Origin of the sequence: Mesorhizobium sp. M1406 (genome assembly GCF_040317555.1) — a bacterium.
Lineage (GTDB): Bacteria > Pseudomonadota > Alphaproteobacteria > Rhizobiales > Rhizobiaceae > Mesorhizobium.
Window position 1 is genome coordinate 133,198 of record NZ_JAMYKW010000008.1, and the last position, 21,908, is coordinate 155,105.

The 21,908-nt window shown below is 64.0% G+C and carries 22 protein-coding genes and 1 pseudogene; 9 read left to right on the top strand and 14 right to left on the bottom strand.

What is annotated here, in order from left to right; genetic code table 11:
• Nucleotides 1–112: 112 nt before the first annotated feature.
• From NKH03_RS10455 to NKH03_RS10475, 5 genes are all read right to left on the bottom strand, one after another.
• Entirely contained in the window at nucleotides 113–1,162 is a 1,050-nt protein-coding gene (locus tag NKH03_RS10455; protein ID WP_352968309.1) for an ABC transporter permease, read from the bottom strand.
• Nucleotides 1,159–1,956 (bottom strand): ATP-binding cassette domain-containing protein, encoded by a 798-nt coding sequence (locus NKH03_RS10460; RefSeq protein WP_352968310.1) that lies wholly within the window; start codon nucleotides 1,954–1,956, stop codon nucleotides 1,159–1,161. The genes NKH03_RS10455 and NKH03_RS10460 overlap by 4 nt, the downstream gene beginning before the upstream one ends.
• Before the next feature lie 86 nt (nucleotides 1,957–2,042).
• Nucleotides 2,043–3,056, bottom strand: coding sequence for a substrate-binding domain-containing protein (locus tag NKH03_RS10465; protein ID WP_023757039.1), 1,014 nt, complete (start codon nucleotides 3,054–3,056; stop codon nucleotides 2,043–2,045).
• A gap of 100 nt (nucleotides 3,057–3,156) precedes the next feature.
• The gene (locus NKH03_RS10470) at nucleotides 3,157–4,065 is read right to left on the bottom strand and encodes a sugar phosphate isomerase/epimerase family protein (RefSeq protein ID WP_352865264.1); all 909 of its coding nucleotides are present in this window, start codon (nucleotides 4,063–4,065) and stop codon (nucleotides 3,157–3,159) included.
• The gene (locus NKH03_RS10475; RefSeq protein WP_352865267.1) at nucleotides 4,062–5,093 is read right to left on the bottom strand and encodes a Gfo/Idh/MocA family protein; all 1,032 of its coding nucleotides are present in this window, start codon (nucleotides 5,091–5,093) and stop codon (nucleotides 4,062–4,064) included. Before NKH03_RS10475 ends, NKH03_RS10470 begins: the two co-directional genes overlap by 4 nt.
• 195 nt (nucleotides 5,094–5,288) lie before the next feature.
• Between NKH03_RS10475 and NKH03_RS10480 the strand changes: the two genes are divergently transcribed.
• Nucleotides 5,289–6,314 (top strand): LacI family DNA-binding transcriptional regulator, encoded by a 1,026-nt coding sequence (locus tag NKH03_RS10480; RefSeq protein WP_352968311.1) that lies wholly within the window; start codon nucleotides 5,289–5,291, stop codon nucleotides 6,312–6,314.
• 25 nt (nucleotides 6,315–6,339) lie between these two features.
• Here the strand turns inward: NKH03_RS10480 and NKH03_RS10485 are convergent, their stop codons facing one another.
• Nucleotides 6,340–6,654: a ferritin family protein gene (locus NKH03_RS10485; protein ID WP_352865271.1), complete on the bottom strand. Its 315-nt coding sequence runs from the start codon at nucleotides 6,652–6,654 to the stop codon at nucleotides 6,340–6,342.
• 171 nt (nucleotides 6,655–6,825) lie between these two features.
• A pseudogene (locus tag NKH03_RS10490) lies at nucleotides 6,826–7,192 on the bottom strand (trimethylamine methyltransferase family protein); the annotation flags it as partial.
• Between the two features lie 161 nt (nucleotides 7,193–7,353).
• Between NKH03_RS10490 and NKH03_RS10495 the strand changes: the two are divergent.
• A complete protein-coding gene (locus NKH03_RS10495; protein ID WP_352968312.1) occupies nucleotides 7,354–8,829 on the top strand; it encodes an esterase-like activity of phytase family protein in 1,476 nt (491 codons plus the stop codon).
• Nucleotides 8,830–8,885: 56 nt separating this feature from the next.
• Here NKH03_RS10495 and NKH03_RS10500 read toward each other — a convergent pair whose 3' ends face one another.
• The gene (locus tag NKH03_RS10500) at nucleotides 8,886–9,674 is read right to left on the bottom strand and encodes a L,D-transpeptidase (RefSeq protein ID WP_352968313.1); all 789 of its coding nucleotides are present in this window, start codon (nucleotides 9,672–9,674) and stop codon (nucleotides 8,886–8,888) included.
• A 170-nt stretch (nucleotides 9,675–9,844) separates the two neighbouring features.
• Here NKH03_RS10500 and NKH03_RS10505 point away from each other — a divergent pair, with 170 nt between their 5' ends.
• Nucleotides 9,845–11,317 carry an MATE family efflux transporter gene (locus NKH03_RS10505; RefSeq protein WP_352968314.1) on the top strand — a complete coding sequence of 491 codons (1,473 nt, stop codon included), beginning with the start codon at nucleotides 9,845–9,847 and terminating at the stop codon, nucleotides 11,315–11,317.
• Between the two features lie 19 nt (nucleotides 11,318–11,336).
• On the opposite strand, the gene NKH03_RS10510 is transcribed toward NKH03_RS10505, so the two are convergent.
• Complete coding sequence (locus NKH03_RS10510) at nucleotides 11,337–12,545, bottom strand: MFS transporter (protein WP_352968315.1); 1,209 nt, start codon at nucleotides 12,543–12,545, stop codon at nucleotides 11,337–11,339.
• Nucleotides 12,546–12,737: 192 nt separating this feature from the next.
• Here NKH03_RS10510 and NKH03_RS10515 point away from each other — a divergent pair, with 192 nt between their 5' ends.
• Entirely contained in the window at nucleotides 12,738–13,313 is a 576-nt protein-coding gene (locus NKH03_RS10515; RefSeq protein WP_352968316.1) for a TMEM175 family protein, read from the top strand.
• Between the two features lie 94 nt (nucleotides 13,314–13,407).
• Nucleotides 13,408–13,836, top strand: a complete 429-nt coding sequence (locus NKH03_RS10520) for an SgcJ/EcaC family oxidoreductase (RefSeq protein ID WP_352968317.1) — start codon at nucleotides 13,408–13,410, stop codon at nucleotides 13,834–13,836.
• A 76-nt stretch (nucleotides 13,837–13,912) separates the two neighbouring features.
• Here NKH03_RS10520 and NKH03_RS10525 read toward each other — a convergent pair whose 3' ends face one another.
• A complete protein-coding gene (locus tag NKH03_RS10525) occupies nucleotides 13,913–14,194 on the bottom strand; it encodes a hypothetical protein (RefSeq protein ID WP_352633593.1) in 282 nt (93 codons plus the stop codon).
• Nucleotides 14,195–14,395: 201 nt separating this feature from the next.
• Here NKH03_RS10525 and NKH03_RS10530 point away from each other — a divergent pair, with 201 nt between their 5' ends.
• Entirely contained in the window at nucleotides 14,396–15,262 is an 867-nt protein-coding gene (locus NKH03_RS10530) for an SDR family NAD(P)-dependent oxidoreductase (RefSeq protein WP_352968318.1), read from the top strand.
• 3 nt (nucleotides 15,263–15,265) lie between these two features.
• Here NKH03_RS10530 and NKH03_RS10535 read toward each other — a convergent pair whose 3' ends face one another.
• From NKH03_RS10535 to NKH03_RS10545, 3 genes are all read right to left on the bottom strand, one after another.
• The gene (locus tag NKH03_RS10535; protein WP_352865287.1) at nucleotides 15,266–15,691 is read right to left on the bottom strand and encodes a low affinity iron permease family protein; all 426 of its coding nucleotides are present in this window, start codon (nucleotides 15,689–15,691) and stop codon (nucleotides 15,266–15,268) included.
• A gap of 270 nt (nucleotides 15,692–15,961) precedes the next feature.
• A complete protein-coding gene (locus tag NKH03_RS10540) occupies nucleotides 15,962–16,603 on the bottom strand; it encodes a transferase hexapeptide repeat family protein (RefSeq protein WP_352879959.1) in 642 nt (213 codons plus the stop codon).
• A gap of 85 nt (nucleotides 16,604–16,688) precedes the next feature.
• Nucleotides 16,689–17,207 (bottom strand): CreA family protein, encoded by a 519-nt coding sequence (locus NKH03_RS10545; RefSeq protein ID WP_352879957.1) that lies wholly within the window; start codon nucleotides 17,205–17,207, stop codon nucleotides 16,689–16,691.
• 219 nt (nucleotides 17,208–17,426) lie between these two features.
• On the opposite strand from NKH03_RS10545, the gene NKH03_RS10550 reads away from it, so the two are divergent.
• From NKH03_RS10550 to NKH03_RS10560, 3 genes are all read left to right on the top strand, one after another.
• Nucleotides 17,427–18,005 (top strand): SCO family protein, encoded by a 579-nt coding sequence (locus NKH03_RS10550; protein WP_352865294.1) that lies wholly within the window; start codon nucleotides 17,427–17,429, stop codon nucleotides 18,003–18,005.
• A gap of 89 nt (nucleotides 18,006–18,094) precedes the next feature.
• The gene (locus tag NKH03_RS10555) at nucleotides 18,095–18,967 is read left to right on the top strand and encodes a 50S ribosomal protein L11 methyltransferase (RefSeq protein WP_352968319.1); all 873 of its coding nucleotides are present in this window, start codon (nucleotides 18,095–18,097) and stop codon (nucleotides 18,965–18,967) included.
• Nucleotides 18,968–19,099: 132 nt separating this feature from the next.
• On the top strand, nucleotides 19,100–20,944 hold the full coding sequence (locus NKH03_RS10560) for an aminopeptidase P family protein (protein WP_352968320.1): 1,845 nt from the start codon (nucleotides 19,100–19,102) through the stop codon (nucleotides 20,942–20,944).
• Here NKH03_RS10560 and NKH03_RS10565 read toward each other — a convergent pair.
• Nucleotides 20,934–21,830: a LysR family transcriptional regulator gene (locus NKH03_RS10565; protein ID WP_352865300.1), complete on the bottom strand. Its 897-nt coding sequence runs from the start codon at nucleotides 21,828–21,830 to the stop codon at nucleotides 20,934–20,936. The genes NKH03_RS10560 and NKH03_RS10565 overlap by 11 nt on opposite strands.
• Nucleotides 21,831–21,908 lie beyond the last annotated feature (78 nt).

Here is a 21,908-nt window from a genome sequence, read left to right on the forward strand (position 1 = left end):
ATCCTCGGGTCTGCGCTGCGTCGCTACGCTCCTTGCTCCGCCCGTGGATGACGAAGCGATAGGCGTCTGCGCCGATCGTCAAGGCATGCGGGCCGCCAACGAAACAGCCCCTTCACCGATACCTTGCCTGGTTCCACTTATGGCCGAGCAGCGACAGGATGATGATCAGGCCGTTGAAGAACTGCACATAGAAGCCGCTCAGGCCCGCCGCCACGACGCCGGTCTGGATGAACGACACGGTGACCGCGCCGATGGCGCCGCCGACGACGGTGCCGATGCCGCCCCAGGTCGGCGTGCCGCCGACGAACACCGATGCCAGCACCGGCAACAGATAGCCGTCGCCGGCGGTCGGCCACCAGGTGAAATTGATCATCACCGAGAAGGTGCCGGCGATCGCCGCCCCGATGCCGACGAAAACGAACACCTTCACCCGCACACGCTTGACGTCGATACCCATCTGCTGGGCGCTGTCGGGGTTATCGCCGACCACCCTCACCTGCGCACCGAAGCGATGGCGGTTGTAGAGCATCGCCGACAGCACGACGAAGGCGATAGCCCAGAAGACCTGCACCGGAATACCCAGGAGCTGGCTGGAGAAGATCGTGTAGGCCCAGCTGTCGCTGAGGCCGGTCAGCGCCATCGACTTGCCTTCGTTGATGATCTGGATCAGGCCGCGCAGCAGGAAATTCATGCCGAGCGTCGCGATCAGCGACGACAGTCCGCCATAGACCACCAGCGAGCCTACCAGGAAGCCGAGCAGCATGCCGGTGATCAGCGCCGCGACGATGCCAAGGAACGGATCGTAGCCGGCCTGCACGACCAGCGCGAAGACCCAGGAGGCAAAACCCATCGTTGCCGGAAACGACAGGTCGATCTCGCCGCAGGTGACGACGAAGACCAGCGGCACCACCACGAACAGCGCCACCGGCAGCGTCGTCAGCACCGAGCGGTAGAGATACCAGGTGGTGAAGACGGTCGGGTTGGCGATCATGAACACCGCCATCATGACGATGAACACGCCGAGCGTGCCGAGCGAAGCGCGGTTGTCGAGAATGAAGCCGCGCATCCAGTGGTCGGATGGATGCTTCCACTCCTTCTGGGAACTGGGGCTGGGGATGCCGGCGGACGGCTCGTGCAGATCGGGCTCCATGGTCTTGCTCATCGTGCTCTCTGCTCCGCGTCGCCTGCATCGTGCAGTCCGGCCAATCCGCCCGGATGCGCGACCTCTTCCATGAAATTGATGAGTTCTTCCGCCGTTTTCACCTGGCTGCGGTCGGTCGTCAGTGCGACCTTGCCGCGATCCAGCACGACGAAGCGATCGGCGATGTCGAAGACATGGTGGATGTTGTGCCCGATGAACAGGATCGAGCGGCCGCTCGCCCGCACCTGGCGCACGAAATGGAAGACCTTGGCGGTCTCGGTCAGCGACAGCGCGGTCGTCGGTTCGTCGAGGACGATCAGCTCCGCCTGCTTGTAGATGGCGCGCGCGATCGCCACGCCCTGGCGCTCGCCGCCGGACAGCTGGCCGACGATCGAATGCGGCGTGAACACTTTCGAGGTGAAACCGATCTCGCGCATCAGCCGGCTCGCCTCCTCGATCTCCTTGTTGACCCTCAGAAAGCCCATGAAGCCGGTGAGTTCGCGGCCCATGAAGATGTTGCGCACGATGGTCTGCTGCACGGCCAGCGCCCGATCCTGAAACACCGTCTCGATGCCGGCGTCGCGCGAGCGTGCCGCGCTCCATCCGGTAACCGGCTTGCCGCGCACCAGGATCTCGCCGCTGGTCGGCTTGACCACGCCGGACAGGATCTTGATCAGCGTCGACTTGCCGGCGCCATTGTCGCCGATCAAGCCGACCACCTCGCCGCGGTCGACGCTGAGATTGACCCCGCCCAGTGCATAGACGTGGCCATAGGACTTGCTGATATCGCGCAGTTCGATGAGACGTTCGGCCATGGCGGTCCTCGCTTGATTGTCTCGTGCCGGCTTCTCGCCGGCGGTTCCGCCGGCCGGGCCTGAACCCCGGCCGACGGCTTGGGAGGTCAGCGCAGCGCCTGCTTGGCAAGCTCGGCGACGATCTCGTAATTGTCGGGCGTGACGAAACCGGCGCCGGTGTCGACATTCATCGGCGCCAGGCCGAGCACCACCTGCTGGCAGAGGCTGAGGATCGGCAGATAGCCTTGCAGGAACGGCTGCTGGTCGGCCGTCAGCTGCACCCAGCCGCCCTTGAAACCCTCGACGATCTGAGGGCTGGTGTCGAAGCCGAAGTTGAAGATCTCGCCCGCCTTGCGTCCCGCCGCCTGCATGTAGGTGGGAACATTGCCGAGCATCTGCCCGCCGGGATAACCGACCGCCTTGACGTCGGGATTGTTGAGCAGTGCCGCGGTGATCACCGGAATCGCCAGATTGGGATCGGACGCCCATTCGCCACTTGGCGGCGACGACAGCTGGATGACTTCGACGCCGGCCTCCTTGAGCGCCGCCACCGTGCCGCGCTCGCGCGCGCCACGGGCCTCGTTCTCGAACGGGCCGATCATGATCGCCTTGTCGCCGGCCTTGAGCTTGCCGAGCTTGAACGCCTCGGCACCGAGCGCGCGGCCCTGCTGCTCCTGCTGGGCGCCGACATAGCCGCCGCCGAACGCTTCCACCACCTTCGGCACCGGCACGTTCTGGTACATCATCTTGATGCCATCCTTGTGCGCCTGCTCGGCCAGCGGCATGATCGCGCCGTCGCCGGGATGGCCCATCATGGCGATGCCGTTGGGCTTGACCGCGACCGCCTCTCGCAATTGCTGCACCATCTTTTCAACGTCCCATTGGGAGAAGATGTAGTCGACCTTCGGTCCGAGATCGGCCGCCGCCTGCTTGGCGCCATTGTAAACGATGGTACCGAAAGCGTCGCCCTCGGCGCCCCCGACGAAAAAACGGATATGGACGTCCTTGCACCATTGGGCGTCGAGCGCCTGCGCGGGCAAGGTGGAAATTGTGGCGCAGAGCGCCGTGGCGGCGGCCACGACGGTCGAGCGCAGAAGTGTCGTTCTCTTCGCGATGCTCATGCACTTATCCTCCCTTTTGTCCTCGCAATCCGAGGGCTTTCAACATTCGCTTCGGCAGTGCGCCGCGGACTTCCGGCTGGCTCCCCCCGCCGGTCTGCTCTCACACCGGGTTTGGCAGGTAGCTGGCGCCTCCCCGGCATTGCTTCAGATATTCCAGGGCCCGTGCCTGGCCTGTGATTTCCAGATCGCCGCGATAGACCGGATCGTGCCAGCCCTCGATGTCGATGGCGCCCTTGTAGCCGGCCAGCCGCAATTCGCTGATCACCCGCGTCCAGTCGCTGTCGCCGAAGCCCGGCGTGCGCATCTGCACGAAAGGCAGCCGACCGAACACGCCATGCTCGCGGATCACGTCCCAGCGTACCGTCGCGTCCTTGCCGTGGACGTGGAAGATGCGCGGCGCCCATTTGCGGATCTGCGGCATCGGATCGATCAAATAGACGAGCTGGTGGCAGGGCTCCCATTCGAGACCCAGATTGTCGTCGGGCACTTCGTTGAACATCAGCTCCCAGGCGTCCGGATTGTGGGCGATGTTCCAGTCTCCTAGAGCCCAGTTGCCGTCCATGGCGCAATTCTCGAAGGCGATGCGCACGCCCTTGTCGGCGGCGCGCCTGGCCAGCGGCCCCCAGACCTCCTTGAAGCGCGGCAGGCTGTCGGTCAGCGGCTTGCCACGCAGGCGCCCAGTGAAGCCGCTGACCATCGAGGTGCCGAACAGATGCGCATTGTCGATCACCGTTTCCCAGGCCTGGAGCACGCCGCGGTCGACATCGCCGCTCTCCAGCGGGTTGCCGAACACGCCGAGCGAAGACACCGCGACATCGGCATCGCCGATCGCCTCACGGATCTGGCCGGCGAGCCGCGGCAGGTCCTTGCCGCCCAGCGTCTGCCAGAAGAAGGGCTGGATGCTCTCGAAGCCGAGCGGCAGGATCGCCTTGATGTAGGCCGCCGGGTCGTCGAGATTGGCCCGCACCATGGTGCCGATCCGGATGTCGAGAAGCGGGTTTGGCGTCATTGTGCGTCCTCTGCGATCGTCACCCGGCGGCCGGTCTCGGCGCTTTCGATCGCGCCAAAAACCATGGCCAGGCTCTTGATGTTATCAGCGCCGTGCGTCTCCGGCTCGGTGCCGGTCTCGATGGCGCGGATGAAATCCCTGATAATGCCGAGATGGCCATCGATGCGATCGGCCGGATCGAGCGGTGGCACTTCGATCGGCTGGGTCTTGTCAATCAGGCCGTCGCGGCCCGGCACCACCACTTCTGCCTTCAGCCCGTCGTGGCCGTCCCAGACCAGGCTGCCGCGCTCGGCGACGATGCGCCAGCTGCCCTCCCAGCTGGTGCGGAAGCCGTCGGCGCACCAGGAACCGGCATAGGTGAAGACCTTGCCCCCACCGAGATCGAAGACGGCGCTGGCCGACGATCCCTGCCGGTACCACGAATTGGCCGGCTCCCATTCCTGGCAATAGACGCCGGCCGGCTCGCCGGCGACCATGTAGCGGGCGGCGTCGAATGTGTGGATCGCCATGTCGAGCAGCAGCACATGCGCCATCTCTTCGCGAAAGCCGCCGAAATGCGGCGCGACGAAGAAGTCGGCGTGGATGCTGGTCGGCGCGCCGATGGCGCCGGAGTCCAGAAATCTCCGGATGCGCCTGACATTGGCGACATAGCGACGGTTCTGGACGACGGCATGGACACGCCCGGCCTGGCGGGCCGCCTCGACGATGGCCCGCGCATTCTCCGGACTGTCGGCGAGCGGTTTTTCCGTCAAGAGATGGCAATGATGGGCAAAAGCGGAAAGCGCGACTTCGCGCCGGGCGGCGGGAACCACCACATCGAAGACCGCGTCAGGCCGGGTCTGGCCGAGCACGGCGTCGAGGTCGCTGCCGATGACGGCATTGGTGAGGTCGTATTCGCGCGCCCTCGCCCGCGCCCTGTCGGCGTCGAGGTCGACAAGGCCGACAATGGCAAGCCCGTTGATCTGCCGCACGGCATCGAGCCAGGCTTTGCTCATCGCTCCGCAGCCGACCAAGACGACATTGATCATCCAGCACTCCTCCCTCTCGGTCCCTCCAGACCGATCGTCACGGCATTCACGGCAAGGCCGTAAACGGTTTTCCGTAAACGTTTACGAGAACACACCCGAAGGCGTAGAATGTCAATTGGCCGCTCGCGAAAATCGTCTTGTCGCCTTGGCCTGGGCGGCTGCCGGTGCTAGCCAAGCAAGGGGGAGAACTGTCACTTGGCATCCAGCATTCACGACCTTGCCCGTCACCTGAACATTTCGATCGGCACGGTGTCGCGCGCGCTCAACGGCCGCGCCGACGTCAATGCCGACACGCGCCAACGCGTGCTCGAGGCAGCCAGGACGCTCAACTACTCGCCGAACCAGTCCGGCCGCAGTCTCAGGCAAGGCGCCACCCATTCGATCGCCTTCATGCTGCAGCCGCATCCAGGCGACCAGCAATATGGCGAGCCGTTCTTCATTCCGTTCCTGATCGGGCTGCAGGCCAGGCTCGCCGAAAGCGGGCTCGACCTGATCGTGGTCATGGGTGCGCCCGGCGACTACCAGCAGGAGCGGCTGCGCCGTGTCGTCGAGACGCGCCGCGCCGATGCCGTGCTGCTGGCCTGGACCCGGCGCGAGGACGAGCGCATCGACTATCTCACCCAGGTCGGTTTCCCATTCGCCACGCTCGGGCGCAGCCGCTCCGGAGCCAAGTCCTACCCTTCCCTCGACCTCGATTTCGAAAAAGCTGGAGCCGATGCGGTCGACCGCCTCGTAGCGCGCGGCCACCGCCGCATCGCCGCCGTCCGCCCGTCGCTCGATCTCAACTTCGGCTACCTGTTCCTGGCCGGCTACCGCAAGGCCCTGCGGCGGCACGGCATCGAGGTCGACCCCGAGCTGATTGCGTCCGGCTTCATCAACGAGGCCGGCGGCTACGAGGTGACGCCGCGGGTGATGCGCTCGAAAGACCCGCCAACCGCCATCATCTTCAATAATGACGCGATGGCGCTTGGCGGCTGCAAGGCGCTGGCCGAGATGGGCATCAGGCCGGGTCACGACATGGCCGTGACCGTCATCGTCGACACGCCGCTCTGCCGCTACTTCTCGCCGGCGCTGACCGCCTTCCGCCCGGCGCTGGAACCGATGGGACAGCGACTCGCCGAAATGCTGCTGGCGTCAATGCCGGCCTTCGCCGGCCCGGAAGGTCCGCGGGTCATGCGCGAGGTCTGGCCGCTGGAGCTGATCGCGCGCGACAGCGATTGATCGTGGGCGAGGCCGGCAAAGACGCTCAATCCACCTTCTCCTCGCCCTTCTCGCCGGCCTTGACGATGTCACCGGTGGTGAACAGGATTTCCTTCAGTTCCGCCCGCCAGTCCTCCTTCTGGCGCAGCAGGAATTCGAGATCCATGCCGAAATGCTTGAACTCCTCGCCTTGCGCGTTCTTCATGATGGCCCGCGCTTGCGCGTCTTTTTCCACCGACATGCGCTGTTCGTACCAGCTGATCGCTTCCGCCTCCTCGATCAGCGAGGTGATCATGCGGGCAAAGGTCCGCACCTCCTGCGTCAATTCTTCGGGCGGTTCGTGATACTGGTCGAATCCCATGTCGTCCTCCCACAATGGCTGGCAAATGCGACAAGGCACCGGCCGTAACCCTGAATGTCTTGGGACGCCGCTGGTTCCGCGGCGTGGCCGCAATTCGGCAGGAGCAAGAAATCAAACGCCCGTAGCGGCGCTGTCTCACGACACCGGCGCCGCTCCGCCCTCCGCGGTTCGCGTGCCGAAGGCCGGTGCACCCGACTTCATGTCGACATTGGAGGAGAAGGAGCCGTAGACGACCGGCGCACCGGGCCGCACGAGCTGCGCCAGCGTCAGCCCCGCCAGCGGTTCGGCATGCTGCAGTGTCAGCGCCCCGGCAACGGTAATCGGCGCCATGGCGCCCGCCAGGCAGAACGGAGTGATCACCGAGACTTGGCCCGCATGTGCAAAATCGATGATGCCTTGCGCCATCGGAATGTCGGCGCGGCGAGTTGGTGTTGATGACGGTGTAACAATGGGCGCCTGCCAGAAACTCCTCCTGCGACAGGCCGCGCGCCAGCCGCAGCATCTCGAAGCCGTCCTCGATTTGCGGTGTGCCGCGCGCGCGAACACGAACCTGGCATGCATCATGCGCTGTCACGCAAGCATCATGTTCGCGCCGTAGACCCCGCTTCGGGAGGCGCGCGCGGCATCATCGTTGTCGCACCTCTTTCAGCTTTTTGTCCCGCGGCCGCTCTGGCACATCTGTCACAAAGAGGACTATACATGAAACACCTGCACCGAACCGCGTCGCTCGGCGTCGCGCTGGCCTTGTTCACCGCCTTGACGCCGGCGCTCGCCGACAGCACCGCGACGATCGGCGGCCTCGTCAACAAGGGACTGGTCGGCGTCGGCCGCATCCCGGCCGCTCTGCGTGACAAGTTCGGCGAGACGTTCGGCTCGGGCTCAGGCATGTCGATCGACATTGCCGGCTGGACGCATGACGCGAGCGGCTACAACGGTTCGCTCTGGCTGCTTCCGGACCGAGGCTACAATGTCGTCGGCACCACCGACTACCGGCCGCGTCTCAACACGATCGGCATCGAGTTTGCCCCGGTCAAACCAGGTGCCGCACCCGCCGCCGGCCAGGAGCAGGCGGGCGTCAAGGCAACGCTTGCCGAGACCATGCTTCTCACCGACGACAAGGGCGCCGATGCCACCGGCCTCGATCCGCTCAACGGCGTGCGCGCGGCAAGCGGCGACATGCCGATCCTGCCCGAAGCCAACGGCAAGCTGGCGCTCGACAACGAAGCCATCGTGCGGCTGCCCGACGGCTCGATGTTCATCTCCGACGAATATGGCCCCAACATCTACCGGTTCTCCGCCGACGGACATCTGTTGTCAGCGACCCAGCCACCGGCGGCGCTGGTGCCGATGCGCCACGGCGCGCCGAACTTCGCCTCGGACAATCCGGGCCCGGGTGCCGCCGAACCCGATCCGAAGGATCCCGATACCGGCCGCCAGAACAACCAAGGCCTCGAAGGCATGGCGCTGACGCCCGACGGCAAGTCGCTGATCGCGGTGCTGCAATCGGCGCCCCGGCAGGATGGCGGCGACTCGCCAGCGACGCGCCAGAACACGCGTGCGCTGGTCTACGACGCATCCGACCTCGGCCATCTCAAGCTGGCGCATGAGTACGTCGTGCCGCTGCCGGTGTTCAAGGATGCCAAGGGCAAGACCAAGATCGCCGCGCAGAGCGAGATCGTAGCGCTCTCCGACAAGACCTTCCTGATGCTGGCGCGCGACAGCGGCAACGGCCAGGGGCTGAAGGGCGACACCTCGCTGGTCCGCCAGATCTTCGTCGTCGACGTCTCGAGCGCGACCGACATCGCCGGCGGCGCTTTCGATGCCGCCGACAAGCCGCTGGCGCCCAAGGGCGTGCTCGACCCATCGGTGACGCCGGCCAAGCTGACGCCGTTCATCGACATCAACGACAGTGCCGAACTCGGCCGCTTCGGCCTGCACAATGGCGCGCCGAACGACAAGAACAATTTGTCGGAGAAGTGGGAGGCGATGTCGCTCGCCAGCGTGCTCGATCCGAAGCTGCCCGACGACTATTTCCTGTTCGTCGCCAACGATAACGACTTCCTCACCCAGGACGGCTTCCAAGTCGGCGCGCCCTACAAGGCGGAAGACGGCGCCGATGTCGACACCATGTTCCTGGTCTACCAGATCACGCTGCCGGGCCTGGCCAAGAAGTAACGACCACTGCCCAGGCGGGCGCGCCGAGCGCGTCCGCCTGAGCAGATCGTGAAGGCTTAGTTCAGCATCTCCGCATCCCTTGGCACGCCGGCATCGATCGGCTCGGCAGTCCTGTTCGACACGGCGGTGATCTTGCCGGCGGCCGACAGATTGGGGCGCACGAAGACCGGCGCGACGCCGTTGACCCGGCTGTAGAGGTCGATGATGTCCTGGTTCATGAAGCGCACACAGCCCGACGATGCGTTCTTGCCGATGGAATCCCACTCCGGCGTGCCGTGCAGCCGGTACATCGTGTCCTTGCCGTCGCGGAACAGATACAGCGCGCGGGCGCCGAGCGGGCTCTGCGGGCCGGGCGGCATGCCGTCCTTGTATTTCGCCAGTTCCGGCCGGCGCTGGATCATTTCCGGTGGCGGCGTCCAGACCGGCCATTTCTTCCTCGCCTGAACCACCGCGCTGCCGGTCCATCCGAAACCGGCCTTGCCGAGGCTGACGCCGTAGCGGATAGCCTTGCCGCCATCGCCCACCAGATAGAGGAAGTGCTCGGACGTATCGACGACGATCGTGCCGGGTTTCTCTCCGGTCGGGTCGGACACGATCTGGCGCACGAACTTCGGATCGAGCTTGGCCACCGGGATTGCAGGCAGTTGATAGCCCTCGTCGGTGCGCGCCGCATACATGCTTGCGGCATCGCCGAAAGCCGGATCGCTTGGGGGTGCCGCCACCGGCGGCGGCGCCACGTCCGTCGTGGTGCACGCCGAAAGCGCAATCGAGGCCGCGCCCAAGGCGGATGCACCGAGAAACGCGCGCCGGCTCAGGCGCTCGGAAAACAGCGGAATATCGGACATGAACCCCCCGGTCTATCCAAGATCTAGTAGGAATGCGGCCCCACGCATCAAGGATCAATATCCCATTCCTGAAGTTTTGAGAACATGATTAGATCAAGGCAGACCTGTCCCGTGGAATCGGCGATCATCGTGGACCGGACTTGAGACAAACCTTCGCCGAGTTGCCAGCCATGGACGAAAAAATGCCCTCGCGCCGCCGCACCGGCGACCTGACCAGCGGGCCGATTCCGCGCACGCTTCTGCTGTTCGCACTGCCGGTGCTCGGCTCCAACGTGCTGCAGTCGCTCAACGGGTCGATCAACGCGGTCTGGGTCGGCCGTTTCCTCGGCGAATCGGCGCTGACCGCCACCTCCAACGCCAACCTCGTCCTGTTCCTGATCCTCGGCACGGTGTTCGGCATCGGCATGGCGGCGACCATCCTGGTGGCCCAGTCGGTCGGCGCCCGCGACCTGCCGGAGGCGCGCCGCATAGTCGGCACCAGCGCCACCTTCTTCTTCCTCGTCTCGGTGGTGTTCGCGGTCTGCGGCTGGATCTGGGTCGACGCCATCCTGGGCGCGCTGGGCACGCCGGCCGACGCCCTGCCGCTGGCCCGCTCCTACCTGCGCATCATCTTCATCGCCGTGCCGATGATGAACCTTCTGTCCTTCGTCATGACCGTCCTGCGTGGTGCCGGCGATTCACGCACGCCCTTCTTCTTCATGGCGCTGGCCGTCGTCCTCGACATCGTCCTCAACCCGCTGCTCATCCGCGGCATCGGGCCGTTTCCCGAACTCGGCATCGCCGGCTCCGCTACGTCCACGCTGATCGGCCAGACGGTGAGCGTGATCGCCATCCTCATCGTGCTCTATATGCGCGAGCATCCGCTGCGTCTGGCCGGCGCCAATCTCGCTTTGCTGCGGCCCGACCCCGCCTTGCTGCGCATCGTCGTCGTCAAGGGCGTGCCGATGGGGTTGCAGATGATCGTCATCTCGGCGGCAGCACTGACGGTGATGGGCATGGTCAATTCCTACGGTTCGCAAGTCGCCGCCGCCTACGGCATCGCCGCGCAGCTATGGACCTACATCCAGATGCCGGCGCTCGCCATCGGCGCCGCGGTTTCCTCGATGGCGGCGCAGAATGTCGGCGCCGGGCGCTGGGATCGGATCGGCCGCATCGCGGCGTCCGGGGTCGGATTCAACATTGTCCTGACGGGCGCACTGGTTGCCGTGCTTTCCGTTTTCGACCGCCCCGTGCTGAGCCTGTTCCTGAGCGGCGATAGTGCTGCGATCGACATCGCTATCCACGTCAACACCATCGCGTCGTGGTCGTTCATCCTGTTCGGTATCACCATCGTGCTGTTTGCCACGGTGCGCGCCACGGGCGCCGTGATGCCGCCGCTGGTCATCCTGGTGATCTCGGTGCTGGTCGTGCGCACCGGCTTTGCCTATTTCATGCGCGGCCTGCTCGGTGAGGAGGCGCTGTGGTGGAGTTTTCCAGCCGGCTCGATCACGTCGCTGGTTCTGGCGGCGGCCTACTACCGCTTCGGCGGCTGGCGGACCTTGCACATGATCGAGAACAGGCCGGCCGCAGGCGAACCACCGGATACCGGGCTTGGCGTGCCGCGCCAGCGCGCCAACATGGCGCCCGAAATGCCGAGCGGCTGAGCCCGAGCGGCGCCTCGTCTCAACGCCTGTGTTTCAGCCCGAAGGCCAGCGCCACCACCGCAAATATGATAATCATGCCCGCAAAGGCCAGGCTTGCGGCGATAGAATTGGCATAGGTCGAAACGATGCCGATGCCGATGACGGGCAAGGCATTGCCGACAAAGCAGCAGATGAAGAAGCTGGACACCACCTCCGCGCGGCGATCCCGCGGCGCGATCTCGTTCACCACCTGCAGGCCACCACGGTAGCCGAGCGCCGCCACCACGCCGCAGCAGGCTGTCGCCGCGATCATCAACGCCAGCGAAGCCATCATTTGCGCCGCCACCACCAACAAAACGCTTGGGATCATCAATGCCAGCGCGGCCAGCATGGCTTTGTTGCTCTTCATGTGCATCAGAACCACGATGCTGAGCGCGGTGACGATCGCCAGTTCGAAGAACAGCGCGCCGGCGACGGCGTGGTTGGCCTCATGCAGCTGCTGCGCAAGGATGCTCGGCGCCACGGCGGCATAAAAGCCGACCAGCGCCATCGCGCCAAAGCCGGTGACCGCCGGCGCGACGAAACGCGCGCGGATATCCTCCGGCACGGAGAGTTGCGGCCGGATGGAAACATATTTGAGGCCACGTGGCTTCGCCACCGTTTCACGGGTGCGCCAGACCAGGATCGTCACCACCGCGAGTGCCGCCAGGTAGACGATGAAGACCAGCCGCAACGGCCAGGGCTCGTACTCGGCCAGAAGTCCTGAGATCAAGGCGCCAAAACCGAGGCCGAGGAAATTGGTGCTGGTGGCGATGACGCTGGCGCGCGACTTGTCCGCACCGGGAAGAAGCTCGGCAATCCATGCGGTTCCGGTCCCCGCGCCAACGCCGATGCCGAGCCCGCTCAGAATGCGGGCGACGTCGAGCGAGGCGACGTTTCCGGCAAACAGGAAGACAAGCGCGCTGACGATGGCGACAAGCATGGCCGCCAGGCTCGCGGGCCGGCGCCCGACAACGTCCGAGATGCCGCCCAGCATCAGCAGTGCCGCCAGATTGCCGACGACATACACCGCGTAGACCAGCGTCAGCGTGATTTGTGAAAAGCCGAATTGCTGCTTGTAGATGATGTAGAGCGGCGTCAGCACGGTGCTGCCGGCAAACAGCACCGCGATCATCGCGGCGACGGCCGTGATTGCAAGAGCATCGCCGCGAGTTTCGTTGGGCGTACGCGCCAAATCGCGAATGGCCATGGCCAACCTCATTACCGGTTTCGGGGATCGCGACTTAACGCACGTTCATCCGCGACGTTCCGGCCGGCAGGCAGGCCTCCTGACGGCACGGTGGGCGTTGCCGGAGCGACAAGCTCGTTGTTGAGCACTCAATTCGAGAGATGGCGTCTTTGGATTTCGTACCGTAACCTGTGCCGGCAGAAGGGAGGATTTATGGGCAAAAACCGGGTCGAGGCGTTCACCGATGGCGTCGTGGCCATCATCATCACCATCATGGTGCTTGAGCTGAAAGTGCCGCATGGCGAGGATGTCTCCGCCTTGGTGCCATTGTGGCCGGTCTTCTTTAGCTACGTGCTGTCCTTCATCAATGTCGGCATCTACTGGAACAACCTGCACAACATGTTCCACACCGTGCAGCGCGTCGACGGCCGCGTGCTGTGGGCGAACCTCAATCTGCTGTTCTGGCTGTCGCTGATGCCGGTGACGACAGCCTTCATGGGCGAGAACCACTTTGCGCCAGTGCCGGTCGCCGTCTATGGCGCCGACCTCGCACTATGCGCCATCGCCTATGCGATACTGGCCGCCGCGTTGCATCGCCTGCACGGCAAGGACACCGCCTTTGCCAAGGCACTGGGCAACGATCGCAAGGGAAAGATCTCGCTGGCTATCTACATCGCAGCCGTCGCGCTGACCTTCGTCAGCCAGTGGATCGGCGTCGGGCTGTATGTGCTGGTCGCAACGGTATGGCTCGTGCCGGATACGCGTTTTGCGCGAGTGCTCGAAAAATAGCCGCTATTGCGGTAGTGTCTCGGTTTGAAAATTGACCTTGCCGCTGTCGCATCCGGCCTCCGACTTAGCGGAAAGTATCTAGGAGACGTTGGTCATGGACATGACGACTAGCAAGCCTGAGCATGTCGCTACCGCTTTTGCGAACGCTTGGAACCGGCATGATATGGATGAGTTTGCATCTCTGTTCGCTCCTGATGCTAATTTCGTCAACGTCGTAGGTGTTTGGTGGAAGAACCGATCCGAAATCGAAGCGGCGCACCGAGCCACCCATGACACCATGTTTCGGGATAGCCGATTGGAAGGCGATGTCTCGTCGGTCGTGGAATTGGCTCCGGGGCTTGCTTCCGTTCATTACACTTGGACCCTAACGGGAGCATCTGCCCCGGACGGGTCCCCGGCAGGGCTCAGGAAAGGCATATTGCTTCTGATTGCCCAAGAAGGGCCGTCGGGATGGCGTATCAAGGTGGCTCAGAACACTGATATTGTTCCTGGCGCAATCGCCCCAGCCGGCTCGAAAAGCTAACTCATGCCAACCTAGCCAAAGGCAAGAAGCGCGCCGCCATGACGCCAGAGCGGCGCGCCTGGACTGAGAAACCACCCTACTTTCGCATCGCTTTCAGTTTTTCCGCCACCGACGCGGCAAGGTCGGCATAGCGCTCCTCCAGCCGTTCCGCCGCCTTGATAATCGAGAAATCATGGCCAAACTTTTCCAGCGCCATGCGCAGTTTCTCGACGAACTCTGCTTGTTTCTCCAAAGCGGAAAACAGCGTCTTCACCTGCGCTTCGCTGATGTCGGGGTTGGCCAGCATCTGCGGCACCTCGCGACCCATCTGATCGCCGATGGCGGTCTGTTCCTTCAGAATTGCGACCCAGTCCGTCAATTAGGAAATCTCCATTTTGCCCCGGCAAAAGTCTCCCTTTGCCCTGGCAAAAGTCTCCCTTTGCCCTGGCAAAAGTCTCCTTTTGCCAGGGCAACATGCGCAGCCTCTACCGGACTGGTCAACCCGACAAGGCGAGCAGAGGCTTGCGCAAGCCCGTTCGGGCGCTAAGTTCGGCGCCATCGAAAGAAGGAACCATCGCCCATGACCACCGACGCCGAGATCCAGACCGTCCTGCCCGCGCTTGGCCGGGGCAACGCCGCCGTCATCACCGGCGCCGCCAGCGGCATCGGTCTTGCGGCCGCCAAGCGGCTTGCGTTGATGGGCATGAAGATCGTGCTGGCCGACATTGGCGGCGCGCGCCTTGACGACGCCTCGCGCGCCGTCGCCGCGATCGCCGGCGACGATGCCGTGCTTGCCGTTGCCGCCGACGTTTCGAAGGCGGATGAGGTGGACCGCCTCGCCGAAAGGGCGTTCGGCGCCTTCGGCGATGTGTCGCTGCTGATGAACAATGCCGGCGTCGGCGACAATCCCGGAAAGCCCTGGGAAAACCGCGATGCCTGGAAACGGCTGCTGGACATCAATTTCTGGGGCATCGTGCATGGCGTCGAAGCCTTCGCGCCGCGTATGCTGGCCTCGGCCAAGCCGGGCCTGATCGTCAACACCGGCTCCAAGCAAGGCATCACCACGCCGCCCGGCAACCTCGCCTACAATGTCTCCAAGGCCGCGGTGAAGACCTACACCGAAGGCCTGGCGCATGCACTACGCAACGAACCCGGCGCCCATGTCGCAGCCCATCTGCTGATCCCCGGCTTCACCTTTACCGGCCTGACCGAAGGCGCGACGGAAAAACCGGCCGGCGCCTGGACCGGCGGACAGGTCGTTGATTTCATGCTGGAATCCCTGACCAGGGGCGATTTCTACATCTTGTGCCCGGACAATGAGGCGGCGCGGCCGTTGGATGAAAAGCGCATGGCCTGGGCGATCGGCGACATCATCGAAAACCGCCCTGCTTTGTCGCGCTGGCATCCGGACTACAAGGAGCCTTTCGCGGCGTTCATGAAAGGCTGATCTTCAGGCCGCGTGCTTTTTCGGCCCGCGCTTCTGCGCCACGGCCTTCTTGGCGGCCATGGCGGCGATATTCTCGTCATGCCGCTTCGCCGCACGCTCGCATTTTTCGCGGATCTCCTCGACTTCGGATTCGGTCAGGTGTTCGATGCCGATGAAGTGGTTTTGGCCCTTGCCGACCCGGATCAGTTCGTCGAGCTTGGCCTGGATCGCCGCGCCGTCGCGGTTCTGGGTGTTCTGGATGAGAAACACCATCAGGAAGGTGATGATGGTTGTGCCGGTATTGATCACCAGTTGCCAGGTATCCGAAAAGCCGAAGAACGGACCTGTCACTGCCCAGACGACGACGATCAGGCAGCAGACGGCAAATGTCAGCGGCAGGCCGGTTACATGGGCGACCCAGTTGGCTATCTTGGTGAAAAGCTTTTCCATCTATCCAAATTCCTCAATGCCGCGGCGCGATGAGAAACAACCGGCGACCGCCCCAGGTTCCCGGCGCAAACAAATACGTCAGCTACAATTGAATACACGCATGGGGAGAATAGAGCGAAAAACACGCTTTATGGGTTTACCGTCACATTAACGGTGCAGGCAAGAGTGCCTGTTCCTTCCGCTTCACGGCGGTTTACCTCCAGCCCCTTCCGCTGCGCCACCCCCGCATGGCGGAAGGGGTTTCAGTCCGGAAACGCAGCCCGCTTCAGGTCAGCTGACGTCGTTTTCCCAGCGATCGAGGAAGGCTTCGATCGGCATTGCCTGCATGTCGGGAACCGCTCTGGCGAGCTTTTCGACCGGCCAGTCCCACCAGGCGAGACGCTCGATGCGTGCCGCGACAGTGGCCGGGAAGCGTGGTCTGAGGGGTCTGGCGGGCACGCCTGCGACAATCGTGTAGGACGGCACGTCCTGTGTCACCACCGCATTGGCGCCGACCACCGCGCCATTGCCGATGGTGATCCCGGGCATGATCACCGCGCCGTGGCCGATCCAGACATCGTGGCCGATGGTCACGGCTTTCGCCTGCCGCCGCGCGCGGAATTCGGCGTCGACGCCCAGCCAGCGAAAATACTCGTTCGGCCGGTAGCTGACCTTATGCTGGGTCAGCCGCTCGATGGGATGTTCCAGTGCATTGATGCGGCTGTTGGCGGCGATCGAGCAGAATTTCCCGATCGTCGTGTAGATCGCTTCGCAGTGGCGTTCGAAATAGGAGAAGTCGCCGACAGTGACCTCGCGCAGCACCGCCCGCTCACCGATCGAGGCATAGCGGCCGAGCTTGCACGCCTTCAGTTCCGCGGTCGGATGGATGCGGGGCTCGGAGTCCTTCGGGACGAGATCTTCGGAACGGTCCATGCCGGCGGCTTTACGTCAGAGCGATTGGTCCCGCAAGCGGGACCAATCGTCCGTCATACCGGTTCCGCGAAGGAGTTCGACCCGCCTATTTCGGCTTGCCGTTGCTCCACACCACGTTCTGGCCGTAGAGCGGCACGGTGGTGACCGACATTTTGGCCGAGCCGTTCTGCACCTGGCGCGAATGCGAGAGATAGATCAGCGTCTCGTTGGCCTTGTCGTAGATGCGGTTCACCACCTGCTTCTTCCAGATCAGGCTGATGCCTTGCTTGAACACTTCCTCGCCGCCCTCGCTCATGTCGATGTCGCCGATGCTGATCGGACCGGTCTGGCGGCACGAGATCGAGGAATCGGAAGGGTCCTCGAACCAGTTGCCCTTGTGCAGGCGGTCGATGATGCCGCGATCGAAATAGGAGACGTGGCAGGTGACGCCCTCCACCTTCGGATCCTTGATCGCCTCGACGATGATGTCGTTGCCGAGCCAGTCGACGCCGACCTTGCCGACTTCCTCGGCTACGGCGGCACCAGCGCCAAGGACAACGCACGCGGCCAACGCGCCGCCGATCAGTTTTCGCCCAATCAGTCGTCGCCCAGTCAGTCGTCGCAAACTAGCCTCCTGCGGTTCGAGTTGCCGGTCTCAGGTGGGGCGAAGAGCACGGCATTGCAAGCGGCGGCACCGGATGAAACCGCCGCATCCGCCATGGCCGGTTGCGTCAACGCGGCACCTTTGCGTGTACCCGGTCAAACCGCTAAGACTGTTCGCCGAACCAAAGGCTTGCCTGGCCTTGGCCGGCACGCCGAAGAAATTGCAAGACGGACCTTACTGATGATGCGTTCTATTCTGGTCGGCATTCTCGTCCTGATGGCGGCCGGCATCGGCTGGCTGACCTTCGACTGGTACCGCGGCCACTATGGCGGCGAACCTTTCGGCGCCGCCTTCACCCTGGTCGACCAGAAGGGCGCACCGATCACCGAAGCCGCCTTCAGGGGCCAGCCCAGCGTCGTCTTCTTCGGCTTCACCCATTGCCCCGAGGTCTGCCCGACCACGCTGTTCGAGCTGGCCGGTTGGCTGAAGACCCTCGGCGACGACGGCAAGAACCTGCACGCCTATTTCGTCTCGGTCGATCCGGAGCGCGACACGCCCGATGTCATGAACGCCTATGTCAGCAATTTCTCCGACCGGATCACCGGCATCACAGGCGATCCGGACAAGGTCCATGCGATGGCCAAGTCGTTCGGCATCTACTGGAAGAAGGTCGACACCGGCGACGGCGACTACACGATGGATCACACCGCCTCGGTGCTGCTGCTCAACGCCAAGGGTGACTTTGCCGGCACCATCGCCTATGGCGAAAGTTCGGAAACGGCCGTCGCCAAACTGAAGCGGCTGGCGGCGAAAAGCTAGAGCTTGATCCCGAAAAGTGGGACCCGGTTTTCTCGGACAAACGGAAACCCCGTTTGTCCTGAGATCATGCTCAAAAAGAAACACATTTCATGACCCAGACGCGCCTCTATTTCACCACCGGAAAGACCGAATCCGTCAGCATTTTCGCAGCGCTCGAAGCGGCTTTCGAGGATGAAGGCCTGCCGATCGCCCTGCTGGAGGTCGACGAGGACAAGGACATCCACGAAGTGTCGCTCTACGCCGATGACGACGTCGATGCGGTCGAGACCCGCTTGAAGGACATCCTTGCAGGGCTTTCCCTGTCGAAGCCGATCGAGCGCGAGAGCCTGCCCGACATCGACTGGGTGGCGCGCTCGCTGGAGGGGCTGAAGCCGGTGCGCGCCGGCCGTTTCTTCGTCCACGGCGCGCATGACCGCAGAAAACGCCACAGCGGCGAACTCGCCATCGAGATCGAGGCCGGCCTCGCCTTCGGCACCGGCCATCACGGCACCACGGCCGGCTGCCTGGAAATGCTGGAAAAAGTGGTGCGGCGCGAACGCCCGCGCAACGCGCTCGACCTCGGCACGGGTAGTGCCGTGCTGGCAATTGCCGTCGCCAAGCTGGCGCATATTCCCGTGTTGGCCACCGATATCGATCCGGTGGCGGTGCGGGTGGCCGCCGCCAATGCGCGGCTCAACCACGTCAAGGCGTTGGTGGAAACAGTGACCGCGCCGGGCTTTCACCACCCGATCTTCGGCAAGCGCGCGCCTTTCGATCTGATCGTCGCCAACATACTGGCACGGCCGCTCATGCGGCTGGCGCCGCAAATGGCCGATCACATCGCCCTCGGGGGATCGATCGTGCTGTCAGGCATCCTCGAGCGCCAGCGCGACGCCGTCGTCTCGGCCTATGTCGGCCAGAACTTCCGCCATGTCAGGACCTTGCACCGCGAAGGCTGGGTGACGATCCACCTCAAACATTGAAGCCGAGAACGAGCTTGGACCAAGGCCCGGCGGTTGTCAGTCAATTGATGCCGTAGCAATTTGCCGTTGCCGGAAATCGATTCCGGTTTCCGCGACCGTACGCTACGGTTGTGCTGACTGCAGGAGGCCACCATGTTCCAGACCTTCGATTCCGCGGGCGACCCGGCCGTCGGCAAACCCCGCGTGGCGCTGCTGCGCCAATGGCTGGCTGCCAACGAACTGGATGGCTTCATCGTGCCTCGCGCCGACGAGCATCAGGGTGAATATGTCGCGGACCGTTCGGCGCGGCTGAAATGGCTGACCGGCTTCAGTGGTTCGGCCGGCGTCGCCATCGTCCTGCGCGACCGCGCCTTCGTCTTTGTCGACGGGCGCTACACGCTGCAGGTGCGGGGCGAGGTCGATCTCGACGTCTTTTCGATCGAAAGCCTGGTCGACAACCCGCCCGCCGTCTGGCTCAAGGACAACATCGGCAAGGGCGCGCGGCTCGGCTTTGATCCATGGCTGCACACGATCAGCGAGGTCAAGGCGCTGCAGGCCTCTGCCGACAAGTCGGGCGCGGTGCTGGTGCCGCTCGACAGGAATCCGATCGACATCATCTGGAAGGATCAGCCCGACGCGCCGGTGGCGCCTGTCGAGCTTCACCCAATCGGCTTTGCCGGCGAGCTCGCCAAGGACAAGCTGGCGCGGCTGGCAGCCGCGATCGGCAAGGACGGCGGCACCCATGCGGTGCTCACCGACCCCTCCTCCATCGCCTGGGCCTTCAACATCCGTGGCGGCGACGTGCCGCACACGCCGCTGGCGCTCGGCTTCGCCATCCTCGCCGCCGACGGGTCGCACCAGCTTTTCATGGACAGGCGCAAGTTCTCGCGCCAGGTCGCGGCTTATCTCACCCAACTCGCCGAACCGCATGAGCCCGGTGAATTCGAAGCCGCGATCGTGGCCCTCGCCAAGGGCGGCTCGAAAATCGCGCTCGACCCGGTGCTGGCGGCCGACAGACTGCGCATGCTGGTGGAGAGCAATGGCGGCACGGTGATTGCAGCAGTCGACCCCGCCCGCATCCCGCGCGCCACCAAGAACCAGGCCGAGATCAACGGCTCGCGCGCCGCGCATCGCCGCGACGGCGCCGCCGTGGCGAAGCTCTTGTGCTGGCTGGAGCGGCAAGAACCCGGCTCGCTCGATGAGATATCAGTCGTCACCAGGCTGGAGGAGTCGCGCCGGCGGACAGGCGAGGAAACGCAGATGCCGCTGCGCGACGTCTCCTTCGACACCATTTCCGGCGCCGGCCCGAACGGCGCCATGATGCATTACCGCGTGTCGCGCGCCACCAGCCGCAAGCTGCAGGCCGGCGAACTGTTCCTGCTCGATTCCGGCGCGCAGTATCAGGATGGCACCACCGACATCACGCGCACCGTGCCGATCGGCCAGCCGACCGAGGAGATGCGCGAGCGCTTCACACTGGTGCTGAAAGGCATGATCGGCATTTCGACGCTGCGCTTTCCCGCCGGCACGCGCGGTTCGGAAATCGATGCCGTCGCCCGCATGGCGCTATGGAAGCACGGCTGCGACTTCGCCCACGGCACCGGCCATGGCGTCGGCTCGTATCTGGCGGTGCATGAAGGGCCGCAGCGCATTGCCCGCACCGGCACCGAAAAGCTGCTGGAAGGCATGATGCTGTCCAACGAGCCCGGCTACTACAAGGAAGGCGCCTACGGCATCCGCATCGAGAACCTCATCCTGGTGACGCCGGCGGAGGAGATCGAGGGCGGCGACATCGCCATGCACGGCTTCGAGACATTGACGCTGGCGCCGATCGACACCCGCTTGGTGCGCACCGATCTCCTGACGCGTGACGAACTGCACTGGCTCGACACATACCATGCCCGCGTGCTGGCCGAGATTGGGCCGATGCTCGATGGCGAAACGCTGGCCTGGCTAGGAAAGGCCACCGCGCCATTGCCGCACGATCTCAAGCAATAGTCGCGGCGGCAACCTTGCTCGGTATTGGGGAGCCTTGCTCCACAAGCAGCTCCCGCAAAGCCTGGACATTGGGAGAGCCTGCTCCCTTGCGCCAAAACAATACCGTCAGGGCACTGTCCTCGTCCGAAGGCAGTTCATGCTCCTGCAGCCTGCCACTTTCAGGGAAGCCCTTGAGCACGCTTTTTGGCATCAGCGCTATGCCCATGCCGGCCGCCACGCAACCGAGCATCGCATGATATGAACCAAGCTCGACGATTTGCTCGGCCATGAAGCCTCGGCGCGCATACCATTCTTCCAGCCGCCTGCGATGTGGACAGCCATGCTCGAAGGCTATCATGGTTTTGGGCATGTCGCTGCGGTCCTCGATCGAACCGCGCGATGCCGCCGAGACAATGACCAACTCCTCGCGAAATGCAGCCTGCTTCTCGAACGGAGCGTCTGCGATCGGCTCGGCCGCGAGCGCGGCGTCGAGTTCGCCGGCGAGCATGGCGGCCGCGAGAACCTGCGGGTTGCCGGTGCGCAGTTGGATCTCCACCTCGGGATAGCGAGCGTGGTACTCGGCGAGCAGGCCAGGAAGCCGAGCCGCGGCGGTGCTCTCCATAGCGCCAAGCCGCAGCTTACCGCGTGGGCGCGGATCGAGGACCGCCGTTCGCGCTTCCTCGGCAAGCGCCAGCAACCGGTCCGCGTAGACAATCAACCTTTGGCCGGCGGCCGAAACCTGCAGCCGCTTGCCTTCGCGGATAAAGAGCCGCACGCCCAGATCCTCTTCAAGCTGCCGGATGCGAGTGGTCACGTTGGACTGCACGCGAAACAGCTTTTCCGCCGCCTTGGTGATACCGCCCTCGCGCACCACCATGCGAAAGATGCGAAGGTCGGTCAAATCCATCCATCTCTCCCGGAGAATAAAATGATCTCAATAATTCATTTTATCTGATGATAAACGGCGCGTAAACCGCCTGTTATT